The organism is Amycolatopsis decaplanina DSM 44594, from assembly GCF_000342005.1.
Classification (GTDB): Bacteria; Actinomycetota; Actinomycetes; order Mycobacteriales; family Pseudonocardiaceae; genus Amycolatopsis; species Amycolatopsis decaplanina.
Map to the genome: position 1 here is coordinate 240998 of NZ_AOHO01000043.1, position 13074 is coordinate 254071.

Below are 13074 nucleotides of genomic sequence, written 5' to 3' on the forward strand. Positions count from 1 at the left end.
ATCGGCCGAAGGCCCCGCTATCGCGGTGGCAGGGCGCCTTTCCCTTGCTCGTGACGTGGATGACCAGGCAGCGCCCTGCCGACGTCGATCGCGGTCGCGGGTTCACCACAGACATCGAGGAGCCGTGACCCATGCCTTCGGAAGAGCAGTACGTCGACTACCTCAAGCGGATGGCGGCCGACCTGCGGGAGAGCCGCCGCGAGCTGGCGGACGCGCGGGAGAAGGAGACCGAGCCCATCGCGATCGTCGCGATGAGCTGCCGGTTCCCCGGCGGTGTCCGCACCCCGGAACAGCTGTGGGAGCTGGTCGACGGTGGCGGCGACGCGATCTCGCCGTTCCCCGCCGACCGCGGCTGGGACACCGAGGCGATCCACGACCTCGACCCGTCCGTACCCGGCACCAGCTACGTCCGTGAGGGCGGTTTCCTGCACGACGCCGCGGAGTTCGACAACGAGCTGTTCGGCATCTCGCCGCGCGAGGCCGAGGCGACCGACCCGCAGCAGCGATTGCTGCTGGAGACGGCGTGGGAGGCCGTCGAGCGGGCCGGGATCGACCCGCTTTCGCTCAAGGGCAGCGCGACCGGCGTGTTCGCCGGGGTCGGGTTCACCGACTACGCCTCGCGGCTGACCGCGCTGCCCGAGGAACACGAGGGCTACCTCGGCATCGGTACCTCCGGCAGCGTGGTGTCCGGCCGCGTCTCCTACGCGCTCGGTCTCGAAGGGCCGTCGGTGTCGATCGACACGGCGTGCTCGTCGTCGCTGGTCGCGGTGCACCTCGCGGCTCGCGCGCTGCGGTCGGGGGAGTGCACGCTCGCGCTGGCAGGCGGTGTCACGGTGATGGCGACGCCGGGCGCGTTCGTCGAGTTCTCGCGGCAACGAGGGCTCGCGCCGGACGGCCGGTGCAAGCCGTTCGCGGCCGCCGCCGACGGCACGAACTGGGCCGAGGGCGCCGGGATGCTGGTGCTGGAACGCCTTTCCGACGCGCGGCGCAACGGTCACCCGGTCCTCGCGCTCGTCCGCGGCAGCGCGGTCAACTCCGACGGCGCCTCCAGCGGCCTGACCGCACCGAACGGCCCGTCGCAGCAACGCGTGATCCGCGCCGCGCTCGCGAACGCCGGAGTCGAGGCGTCCACCGTGGACGTCGTCGAGGCACACGGCACCGGTACCGCGCTGGGCGACCCGATCGAGGCGCAAGCCCTGCTGGCCACCTACGGCCGCGATCGGGAAACGCCGCTGTGGCTGGGTTCGGTGAAGTCCAATATCGGCCACACCCAGGCCGCCGCCGGTCTCGCCGGGATCGTCAAGCTGGTCGAGGCGATGCGGCACGCCACGCTTCCCGCGACCCTGCATGTCGACGCGCCGTCCCCGCATGTGGACTGGTCGGCCGGTTCTGTGGAACTGCTCGACAAGGCCCGCCCGTGGACCGCGACCGACCGGCCGCGCCGCGCGGGCGTGTCGTCGTTCGGGATCAGCGGGACCAACGCGCACGTCATCCTGGAGCAGCCGTCCGAAGAATCCCCTGAAGACCGCGAGATCGTCGCTCCGCCGGTGGTTCCGTATGTGCTGTCCGGCGCTTCGCCCGCCGCCGTCCGCGCGCAGGCCGCCGCTCTGCTGTCCACTGTGGACGAATCCGGTGCCGAGCCGGTCGACGTCGCGCTCTCGCTGGCCACCACTCGCGCCGGGATGGAACACCGCGCGGTCGTCACCGGTGCCGATCGCGCCGAACTGGCCACCGGTCTCCGCGCCCTCGCGGGCGGAGAAGCGGGCACGGTCACCGGCAGCGACACCGCCGGACGGCTGGCCGTGCTGTTCACCGGCCAAGGCTCACAGCGGCTCGGCATGGGCCGCCGTCTCCACGAATGCTTCCCCGCCTTCGCCGAGGCCTTCGACGAGGCCTGCGAGCATCTGCCCGGTGTCCGGGACGTCGTGTTCGGCACCGACGCCGCGAGCCTCGACCGTACCGAATCCGCCCAACCGGCCCTGTTCGCCTTCGAGGTCGCGCTCTTCCGGCTCGTCACCTCGTGGGGCGTCACCCCGGACTTCCTCGCCGGGCATTCGGTCGGTGAGATCGCGGCCGCTCACGTCGTCGGCGTGCTTTCCCTGGAGGACGCGGCGAAACTCGTCCAGGCTCGTGGTCGCCTGATGCAGGCGCTGCCCGAGGGCGGCGCGATGATCGCACTGGAGGCGACCGAGGACGAGGTCCGCCCGTACCTGTCGGCCGACGTCGACCTGGCGGCGGTCAACGGTCCGCGCGCGGTCGTCCTGTCCGGTGCCGAGGCGGCGACGACCGCCGTCGCCGAACGCTTCCCGGGTCGCCGCACGACCCGGCTGTCCGTCTCCCACGCCTTCCACTCGGCGCTGATGGAGCCGATGCTCGCCGAGTTCGCCGCCGTGGCGCGGACCCTGACCTTCCGCGAGCCCACGATTCCGGTCGTCTCGACGCTGACCGGCGAGATCGCCGTCCGGCTCACCGATCCGGAGTACTGGGCCGAGCACGTCCGCGGCACCGTCCGGTTCGCCGACGCGGTGGAGACCCTGCACGGTGAAGGCGTCACGACCTTCCTGGAACTCGGCCCGGACGCGGCGCTCACCCCGATGGGCCGCTCGGTCCGTCCCGATGGCGCCGTCTTCGCCGCGGCCCAGCGCAAGGACCGCGACCAGGCCGCCACGCTCGTCACCGCGCTGGGCCTGATCCACGCGCACGGCGCCCGCGTCGACTGGGCCGCCTACCTGGCCGGCAGCGGCGCGCGGATCGTCACGCTGCCGACCTATCCCTTCCAGCGCAAGCGTTTCTGGCTGGAGGATCCGGGTGCGGGTGTGGTCGCCGCCGAGGACGGCCGGTTCTGGTCGGTCGTCGAGTCCGGCGACGTCGGCCAGTTCGCGGCAGAACTGAAGCTGTCCGACGTCGAAGCGCCGCTCGGCACCGTCCTGCCCGCGTTGTCGCGCTACCGCCGCGCCCGGTCGCTGTCGGCCGAAGCCGCGTCGCTGGCCTACCACGTGCGCTGGCAGCCCTTCACGCCCGCGACGACCACGGCCACCGGACGCTGGCTGCTCGTCATCTCCGCTCAGGCGCACCCGTGGATCGAGACCGCGGCCGAGGTTCTGGCCGGTGCCGAGGTGCGGCGGCTTGTCGTCGAGCACCCCGATCGCGTGGAGCTGCCGGACGAGTCCTTCGACGGCATCCTGTCCTTGCTGGCCCTCGACGAGACCGAGACCGACGGACTGTCCTTCGGCGCCGAAGCCACGATGACACTGGTGCGGGAGCTGACCGCCCGCGATCCCCAAGGTCCACTGTGGACGCTCACCCGCGGTGCGGTCTCGACCGGCGTCCACGACATGCCGGACTCGCCCGCGCAGGCCCAGTTGTGGGGCTTCGGCCGGGCGGCCGCGCTGGAGAACCCGCAGGCGTGGGGCGGTCTCGTCGACGTCCCGGCCGAGCCGGGGGAGCGGACCGTGTCTCTTCTGCGTGGCGTCCTCACCGGCCCTCGCGGTGAGGACCAGGTCGCCGTCCGGGCCACCGGCGCCTTCGGCAGGCGGCTCGCCCACGCCGAACCCGCCGGCACCGAGCGGTCCTGGCAGCCGCGCGGCACCGTGCTCGTCACCGGCGGTACCGGTGGCCTCGGCGGGATCGTCGCCCGCTGGCTTGTCGAGCACGGCGCCGAACACGTCGTTCTCGTTTCACGCCAAGGAAAAGACGCTCCCGGCGCCGCCGAACTGGCCGACGATCTCGGTACGCGCGTCACCATCGCCGCTTGCGACGTCGCAGACAGGGACGCCCTGGCCGCCGTCATCCAGCCGATCCGCGACGACCTCCGCGCGGTCTTCCACCTCGCCGGCGTACTCGAACTCGGCCTCATCGAGTCGATGGACCGCGCCCGCTACGCCGACGTCCTCCGCCCGAAGGTCGCCGGGACGCGCAACCTCGAAGAGCTGACCGAGGGACTCGATCTCGACGCCTTCGTCCTGTTCTCCTCGATCGCCGCCTCCATCGGCAACGCGGTCCAAAGTGCCTACGGCGCCGCGAACGCGTATCTGGAAGCGGTCGCGCAGCGCCGCCGGGCGAACGGCCTCCCCGCGACGTCGATCGCGTGGGGCCGCTGGGGCAAGGTCGGCATGGGGGTCGGCGCGGACCTCGACGAACTGCTCAGCGGTCTCGGCGTCCCGGCCATGGCACCGGAGACCGGCCTGGTCGCGCTCGGCCAGGCGCTGAATCGCGACGAGACCGCGCTGACCGTCGCCGAACTGACCTGGGAGAAGTTCGCGCCGCCGTTCGCCGCCCTGAGGCCGAGTCCGCTGCTCGCCGATCTCCCCGAGGTCGTCGCGATCGCCGAGGCCGAAGCCGCCCGCGCCGAGGAAGGCGCCGAAGCCGCCGACGCGTGGCGAACCCGCCTCGCCGGACTGCCCGAGGCCGAACGCGAACGCGTGATCACCGAACTCGTGCTGACCCATACCGCCGCGGTGCTCGGGCACACCGACGGCGTCCCGGCCGGGCAGCAGTTCACCAAACTGGGCATCGATTCGCTCACCGCCATCGAGTTGCGCGGCCGGATCAACACCGAGACCGGACTCGCGCTCCCGCCGACGATGGTGTTCGACCACGCCACCCCGGCCGCGCTCGCCGCGCACCTGCTGGCCGCGCTCACGCCGGTCGAGCGGGAGACGCGGACCGTCGTCACCGGACCGGCCGCCGCGGGCCAGGACGTCGCCGTGGTCGGCCTCTCCTGCCGCTTCGCCGGCGGCAGCGACACCCCGGAGAAGTTCTGGGAGAACCTGGTCCAGGGCAAGGATCTGGTGCGCGAGGTCCCGCCGGACCGCTGGACCGCCGCCGACTACTACGACCCCGACCGCACCGCGCCGGGCAAGGCGTACACGCAGCAAGGCGCGTTCGTCGACGACATCGCGGGCTGGGATGCCGCGTTCTTCGGCCTGTCGCCCCAGGAGGCGCGGCGGCTCGACCCGACCTTCCGCCTGCTCATGGAACTGGTGTGGGAAGGCATCGAGGACGCCGGGCTCACCGCCGACGAACTGCGTGGCAGCCGCACCGGCGTGTTCGCCGGGCTGATCGACACCATGCAGTACAGCATGCGGCAGCTCGAAGCCGACGGCATGGACGCGGCCGACGACCCCTACTTCGGGCTCGGCAGCTCGCTTTCCGCCGCCGCGGGCCGGATCGCGCATCTGCTCGACCTGCGCGGACCCTGCCTGACCGTCGACACCGCGTGTTCGTCGGCGCTGAGCGCGGCACATCTGGCCGTGCAGAGCCTCCGCCGCGGTGAGTGCGACATCGCCATCGTCGGCGCGGCCTCGGCGATGATCAACCCGGACGTCTTCATCCAGTCCTGCAAGATGAGCATGCTGGCCGCCGACGGCCGCACCAAGACCTTCGACGAGAGCGCCGACGGCTATGTCATCGGCGAGGGCGGCGGCGTCGTCGTGCTCCGTCGCGCGGGTGAGGTCGGCCCGGGCAGGCGGACCCGCGCGGTCATCCGCGGCACCGCGACCAACCAGGACGGCCGCAGCAACGGGCTCACCGCGCCCAACCGCGCGGCACAGAACGCGGTCATCCGCGCGGCGCTCGCCGATGCCGGGGTCACCCCCGACGAGATCGGTTACGTCGAGGCACACGGCTCCGGCACGCAACTCGGCGACGCGATCGAGTTCACCGCGCTCGGCGAGATCTTCGGCGAGCGGAACGCGCCCGAGCCGCTCTACGTCGGCGCGGTCAAGACGAACGTCGGCCACACCCTCGCCGCGGCGGGCATGGCCGGGCTGATCAAGACCGTCCTGTCGCTGGAGCACGGCACCCTGCCGGGCAACCTGCACATGAGCACGCCGAACTCGGTGGTCACCGTGGACGGCACGGTGCGCCCGGTTCCCGAGGCGCGGCCGTTCCCGGCCAACGCCGACGGGGTGCTGCGCGCGGGCGTCAGCTCCTTCGGCTGGTCCGGCTCGAACGTCCACTTCGTCCTCGACCAGGCCGCGCCCGCACCGATGCCCGTTCCGGGACCGGAATGGCAGCTGCTCACGGTTTCCGGGCAGAGCGAGGCCGGGCTGCGCGCCAACGCCGAGGCACTGGCCGGCCACCTGACCGAGGATCTCGAACTCGCCGACGTCGCCTTCACCACCCAGGCCGGGCGCAGCGCTCTTCCGCTCCGCAAGGCGGTGCTGGTGCGCGATCACGCCGACGCCGTCACGGCACTGCGGGGGGTCACCGGCGGCTCGGCTGTCACCGACAAGCGGCGCTTCGGTCTCCTGCTGCCCGGCACCCGCCGCGCGTGGCAGGGCACGACCGACGAGCTGTACCGCACGGAACTCGCTTTCCGTGCCGCGATCGACGAGTGCGCGGCCCTGCTGAACGGTCGCGCCGACCTGCTCGGCGCGCTCTACGGCACGGCCGAGGCCGACGAACGCGCCGTGGTCTTCGCCGTCGAGTACGCCTTCTGGCGTTTGCTGGCCGCGTGGGGCCTCGAACCGGCCGTGGTGCTCGGACGCGGAACCGGCGAGTGCGTCGCCGCCGTCGCGGGCGGGTTGTTCGGTCTCGCCGAGGGCCTCGAGCTCGCGCTCGGCGGACCGGTCCCGCGGGCGGGGACGCCGACGGTGCCGGTGATCTCGCCGCGCACCGGCACGGTGCTGACCGCCGCCGAGGCCGCCGATCCGGCGCACTGGCGGATCGCGGACGACCGCTTCGAAGACGGGCTGCTGGCGCTGGCCAAGTACGCCGGAGTCCTGGTCGAAGCCGGGCTCGGTGACGACGGCGCCGAGGCGGCCGGACGCTACCTGCCGCAGACGCCGGTGGTCTCGCTGCTGCCGGAACCGGTGGCCGGCGCAGGACGGCGGGCTTGGCTCACCGCGCTCGGCGAGCTCTGGGAGCACGGTGTCGAGATCGGCTGGGCGGACGGCGCGGGACCGGGCCGCCGGTTCGTCTCCTTGCCCGGTTACCGCTTCCAGCGCACCCGCTACTGGCCGGAGGTCGCCTCGCGAGGTTCCGGCTGGTCGCTCGACCAGATGTCCGCCGCCGAGCCCGACCCGCGGACGCCGGTCCGCGCGGGTCTGGCCGCGCACACGCCGACATGGCGCCGGGACAGCACCCGCAGGGTGTCCGCGACACCGGGTGACCTGGTCCTGTTCGCCGAGCCGGGCGCGTTCGCCGACGACTTCGCGACCGCGGCGGAGGCAGCCGGGCATCGCGTGATCGTCGCGGGCATCGAAGCGTCCGATGAGGACACTGTGGACGGATATCGCCGCGTACTCGCCCAGGTGACCGGAAACGGCCCGCTGCGGATCGTGCACGCCCACGGTCTCGCCACGAGCGACCTCGAGTCCGGTTTCTACAGCCTCCTGTGGCTCGGCAAGGCCATCGGCGCCGAATGCGCGGGCCGCCGGGTCGACCTGCTCTCGTTGGGACGCGGCGGCTTCGACGTCCTCGGCGGGGACGCCACCGACGCCTTCGCCCCGACCATCGCCGCCACCACCGACGCGATCGCCGCCGAGTACCCGCTCGTCCACGCGCAGTACGCGGACTTCGAGCGCGCTGGTGACAAGGTCGCCCAAGCCACGCACGAACTCGACCTGCTGGCGGCGTCCCAATCGGACACCGTCGACGGCGTCGCGGTCGCCGCCTGGCGCGGCGGGCGGCGCTGGCTGCGCGGCTTCGACGTCGTAGAGCTTCCCGAGACCGACGACTCGCTGGCTTGGAAGCCCGGCGGGACCTACCTGATCACCGGTGGTCTCGGCGTCCTCGGCCTGGCGCTGGCCCGGCGGCTCGCGCCGCTGGGCGTGAACCTCGCCCTGGCGGGCCGTTCCGAACTGCCACCGGAGGACGCCTGGGACGACTGGATCTCCGACCACGGAGTCGACGACCGCACCAGCGAAGTGCTGCTGGCGGTGCGGGACCTGCGCGCCCTCGGTGCCGACGTCCTGACCCTGCGCGCCGACGTCAGCGCTCCCGGCGAGGCCGCGGCGCTGCTGGCCGAGGTCCGCGGCTACTTCGGTTACCTCGACGGTGTCGTGCACGCGGCCGGCATCGCGGGTGGCGGTCTGCTGCAGAACAAGACCCGTGAGCAGGCGGCCGCGGTGCTGGCGCCGAAGATCGACGGCACCCTCGCCCTGACCGACGCGCTGCGCGTCGAACCGGTCGACCTGCTGGTCCTGTACTCCTCGACGGTGACGCTCACCGTCGGTGTCGGCGAGATCGACTACTCCGCCGCCAACGCCTTCCTCGACGGGGTCGCCTCGGCTTCGGCGGGTGGACGTGGTCCCGCGAAACAGGTCGTGTCGGTCGCGTGGGGTCCCTGGCAGCTGGACGCCTGGACGGCGTCCGGGCTCTCGGGGTCCGCCGAAGCGCAGGAGGGTTCCCGCAAGTTCCGCGAGGAGTTCGGCATCGGCGCCGAAGAAGGCACCGAACTGCTCTCGCGGATCATCGCCTCCGGCGAGCCGCTGGTGACCGTGCTGCCGCTCCCGCTGACCGACGTGCTGGCCGCGCTCGCCCGGATGGGTTCGGTCGACGCGCTGGTGGGCGCCGACGCCGCGATCCCCACCGGGGAGCGGTACCCGCGGCCCGATCTGCGCACCGCCTACGTCGCCCCGCGCACCCCGGCGGAAGAGCGCGTCGCCGCCGCCTGGTGCGACTGCCTCGGCCTGGAGCAGGTCGGCGTGCACGACCCGTTCTTCGACCTCGGCGGCACCTCACTGATCGGCCTGGTGCTGATCGGCCGCGTCGCCAAGGAGTTCGGCGTCGAACTGGCCCCGGCGAGCCTGTTCGAGAAACCGACCATCGCCGAATTCGTCACGCTCCTCGGCGAACCCGGCACGCCGCAGGTGGCGGCCGAGCCCGCCGAAGACGTCTCCGCCCGCGGCGAACGCCGCCGCGCCCGCACCGCGAAGCTCCGCAAGCGCCCGAGCCGGACCGGAAGGTGAACCACCCCATGACCACGCGAGAACGGGACACCGGCGACGACATCGCGATCGTCGGCATGGCCGGGAACTTCCCCGGCGCGCCCGACATCGGCAAGTTCTGGGCCGACCTGTGCGCCGGCCGCGACGGCATCACCCGGATGACCCGCGACGAACTGCTCGCCGCGGGTGTCCCGGCCGAAGTGGCCGACGATCCCGCGTTCGTCCCCGCGGCGGGTCTGCTGCCCGGGATCGACCGCTTCGACGCCGGCTTCTTCGGCTACAGCCGCGCCGACGCCGAACTGCTCGATCCGCAGCACCGGCTGTTCCTCGAATGCGCGTGGCACGCGCTGGAGGACGCGGGCATCGACCCGGACCGGATCGAGGGTCTCGCCGGGGTGTTCGCCGGCGGCGCCCCGAGCACCTACCTGCTGTCGAACCTGCTGTCCAACGACGTCACCGCGCTGACCGTGGGGCCGGACCAGCTGATCCTGCAGAACGAAAAGGACCTGCTCGCGTCCCGGCTTTCGTACGCGCTCGATCTGACGGGTCCGTCGGTCAGTGTCCAGAGCTGCAGTTCGACCGCGCTCGCCGCCGTCGCGCAAGGCTGCTCCAGCCTGCTCACCGGCGAGTCCGATCTGGTGGTGTCCGGTTCGGTTTCCGTTGTCGTGCCTCAGGAACCTGGCTACCTCTACCGCGAGGGCAGCCGGTTCGCGCCCGACGGGATCAACCGGATCCTCGACGCGGGCGCCAACGGCAAGGTTCCGGGCAATGGTCTCGGCGTCGTCGTGCTGCGGCGGCTGGAGGACGCGCTGGCCGACGGCGACCGGGTCTACGCGGTGATCCGCGGCTGGGCCATCCACCACGAGGGCAACCGCGCGCGGCAGGGCTTCAACCTGCCGGGCGTGCCCGGCCAAGCCGCTGTCGTCGCCGAAGCGATGGCCGCCGCCGACGTCGAACCCGCCGAGATCGACCACATCGAGGTGTCCACTTTGGGCACTCCGTTCGGTGACGTCGCCGAGATTTCGGCATTGCAGAAGATCTTCGACGTCGACGGGGTCGAGCGGGTCACGCTCGGGTCGATCGACGCGAACCTCGGGCACATCAACCAGGCGGGCGGGATCGCCCGGCTGATCAAGGCCGCGCTGGCGCTGCACCACGAGAAGCTGCCGCCGGCGGTCAACTTCGAAAAGCCCAACCCGCAACTGGCCCACAGCGGCGACAAGCTCGTCGTGCAGACGGAATTGGGCGACTGGCCGCGCGGCGAGCGGCCGCGGCTGGCCGGGGTGAGCGCGTACGGCTTCGGCGGCACCGACGCCCACGTCGTCATCGAGGAAGCACCGGAGGACTGCCCGGAGCGTCCGGCGGCGCGGCCGCATCAGCTGCTCGCATGGTCCGCGCGGACCCCGGAAGCCGCGGACGCGATGACCGGCAGGCTCGCCGCCCACCGTCCTGAGTGGACTGATCTGGCCGATGTCGCCTACACGCTGCACAACGGCCGGAAGGCGTTCGAGCATCGGCGGATGACGATCGTGTCCTCTGTGGAGGATGCCGCTGACGCGTTCGCGTCCGAGACCCGCGTGGTCGCCGAAGCGGACTCGAAGCCGAGGAAGGCGGGCTTCCTGCTCGCCGGGGTCGGCGAACAGTACCGTGGCATGGCGGGCGGGCTCTACGAGAGCGAGCCGGAGTTCAAGGCCGCCGTCGACGAATGCGCCGCGCTGTTCCGCACCCACCTCGGCACGGACCCGACGGCGAGCCTGCACGGCGAACGCGGTTCCGACGGCGGAGACCTGGCCCGCCTGCTGGGCCGCGCGACCGACGCCGAGGACGCGGCGCCGTCGGTCACGCAACCCGCCGTGTTCACCCTCGGCTACGCGCTCGGCCGCCTGCTGCGCGCGTGGGGAGTCCAGCCCTCCGTGCTCGCGGGGTACAGCGTCGGCGAGTTCGCCGCCGCCACGCTCGCGGGTGCCCTGACGCTGGAAGAGGCCACCGCCCTGGTGGCCACCCGCGCGAAGCTGATCGAGAAACTGCCGGAAGGCGCGATGGCCGCGATCCCGCTGGGCGCCGCCGAACTCACCGCGCTGGTGGGCGACGTGACCGCCTTCGGCGTCGACGTCGCAGCGGTGAACGGGCCGCGGATGATCGTGGTGTCCGGTGCGGGCGACGGTGTCGAGAGGCTGGCCGCCGAACTCGCCGGGCACGGCGTCCCGGCCCGGCCGCTGCGCACCACGCACGCCTTCCACTCGCGCGCCCTGCGTCCGGCCGCGGCCGAACTGACCGCGTGGGCGCGGAAGAACCTCACCCCGCGTGAGCCCGAAGTGCCGTACCTGTCGAACGTCACCGGCGCGCCGATCACGCTCAAGCAGTTGAAGGATCCCGGCTACTGGGCCGAGCACATGTGCCGCCCCGTTCGGTTCGCCGCGATGATCGAGCATCTTGCCAGTGTTTCCCCGGATACCGTGTTGCTGGAACTGGGAGCCGGGCAGTCGCTCGGCTCGATGTTCCGCGGCCACCCCGACTTCCCGCAGACCTCGTGGCCGCTGCTGGTACCGACCCTGCCCGGCGAGGCCGACCCCCGCCAGGACACGGCCGTGCTCACCGAAGCGCTCGGCCGCGCCTGGCTTTCCGGGGCGGACATCGACTGGCGGGCCTATCACGACGGCCGCGACCCGCGGAAGACCACGCTGCCGGGTTATCCGTTCCAGCGCGACCGCTACTGGATCGAGCCGACCCGGGCCGTCGCCGACGTCGCGCTCGGCGCCCGGTCCGCCGAGACCCCGGTCTACCTGATCGAAGGCGAACTGGACGTCACCGCCCGGGACCTGGCCACCCGGCTGGGCGCCGAACTGGGCGCGACCGTCGTGTTCGCCGAAGAGCACCCCGGCGGCCCCGACGCCGTACGGGCCGCCCACGGCCGGCTCGACGGCGTGCTGGACCTGACCACGAGCAACGCAGCCAAGGAGGAACGATGACCCTCGTCGGAGTCGTCGGCGCCGGTGTGATGGGCACCGGGGTCGCGCAGAATCTCGCCACCAGCGGGCACGAGGCCGTGCTCATCGACGTCGACCCGGGCAAACTGGCCGACGCCCGCGACCGCATCGAACTCGAATGCCGGATGAGCCGCATGCTCGGCGGACCCGAGATCGACGCGGCCGAGGTGCTGGGCCGGATCACCTTCGGCACCGAACTCGACCTGCTCGCCGAGGCCGAAGTGGTGATCGAGAACATCACCGAGAACTGGGACCTCAAGTCCCGCCTGTACCCGAAACTCGACGAGGCCTGCAAGGCCGACACGGTCTTCGTCGTCAACACCTCCGCCATCCCGATCACCAAGGTCGCCGCGCTCACCCAGCGCCAGGACAAGGTGATGGGCGTGCACTTCATGAACCCGGTGCCGATGAAGCCGTCGTGCGAGTTCATCCCCGGCTACCACACCAGCGAGTCCACAAAGGACATCGTGCGCGAGCTGCTGCTGTCGATGGGGAAGAAGCCGATCCCGGTCAACGACGCCTCCGGGTTCGTCTCCAACCGCGTGCTCATGCTCACCGTCAACGAGGCCGCTTTCCTCGTGCACGAAGGGGTCGCGGACGCGGAGACGGTCGACGAGGTCTTCCGCGGCTGCTTCGGGCATCCGATGGGCCCGCTCGAGACCGCCGACCTGATCGGCGTCGACACGATCCTCTACAGCGTCGAGGTGCTCTACGACGAGTTCAACGACAGCAAGTACCGCCCCTGCCCGCTGCTCAAGCAGATGACCGCGGCCGGACTGCACGGACGCAAGAGCGGCAAGGGTTTCTACAACTACAGCGGCTGAGCCTGGGCCTCGTGAGTGGTAAGGACGGTTCTAACCGTCCTTACCACTCACGAGCCCCAGCGCCCGCCGCACCTCATCTTCTTACTTACGAGAAAGGCATCCACCATGTCGCAGGACGTCCGCGGCGAGATCCGCGGCTTCATCGGCGCGAAGTTCCCCAGCCTGTCGTTCACCGACGAGCAGGACATCTTCGCGCTGGGTTTCGTGAACTCCCTGTTCGCGATGGAGCTGGTCATGTTCATCGAGAAGGCGTTCGCCACGCGGATCCCCAACGAGGAACTGAAGCTGGACAACTTCCGCACCGTCACGCGGATGACCGAGCTGGTCGAGCGGCGCACCGCCGCGGCCGCGCACTGAAACGGGGAGAAC

General features: G+C 71.8%; 4 protein-coding genes. All 4 read left to right on the top strand.

Annotated features, from left to right (window positions below; all coding sequences use genetic code 11):
- Positions 1–131: 131 nt before the first annotated feature.
- The 4 genes from H074_RS09335 to H074_RS09350 all read left to right on the top strand — a co-directional run bounded on the left by H074_RS09335 (position 132) and on the right by H074_RS09350 (position 13062).
- Positions 132–8915 carry a type I polyketide synthase gene (locus tag H074_RS09335; RefSeq protein WP_007029783.1) on the top strand — a complete coding sequence of 2928 codons (8784 nt, stop codon included), beginning with the start codon at positions 132–134 and terminating at the stop codon, positions 8913–8915.
- Between the two features lie 8 nt (positions 8916–8923).
- Entirely contained in the window at positions 8924–11863 is a 2940-nt protein-coding gene (locus tag H074_RS09340; protein ID WP_007029784.1) for a type I polyketide synthase, read from the top strand.
- The gene (locus H074_RS09345) at positions 11860–12705 is read left to right on the top strand and encodes a 3-hydroxyacyl-CoA dehydrogenase family protein (RefSeq protein WP_007029785.1); all 846 of its coding nucleotides are present in this window, start codon (positions 11860–11862) and stop codon (positions 12703–12705) included. Before H074_RS09340 ends, H074_RS09345 begins: the two co-directional genes overlap by 4 nt.
- 105 nt (positions 12706–12810) lie before the next feature.
- Positions 12811–13062 (top strand): acyl carrier protein, encoded by a 252-nt coding sequence (locus H074_RS09350; protein ID WP_007029786.1) that lies wholly within the window; start codon positions 12811–12813, stop codon positions 13060–13062.
- The last annotated feature ends 12 nt before the right edge of the window (positions 13063–13074 follow it).

Bases quoted from the DNA above. Each gene is read 5' to 3' on its own strand.
- H074_RS09350 (WP_007029786.1), top strand. From the start codon at position 12,811: ATGTCGCAGGACGTCCGCGGCGAGATCCGCGGCTTCATCGGCGCGAAG.
- H074_RS09345 (WP_007029785.1), top strand. From the start codon at position 11,860: ATGACCCTCGTCGGAGTCGTCGGCGCCGGTGTGATGGGCACCGGGGTC.
- H074_RS09335 (WP_007029783.1), top strand. From the start codon at position 132: ATGCCTTCGGAAGAGCAGTACGTCGACTACCTCAAGCGGATGGCGGCC.
- H074_RS09340 (WP_007029784.1), top strand. From the start codon at position 8,924: ATGACCACGCGAGAACGGGACACCGGCGACGACATCGCGATCGTCGGC.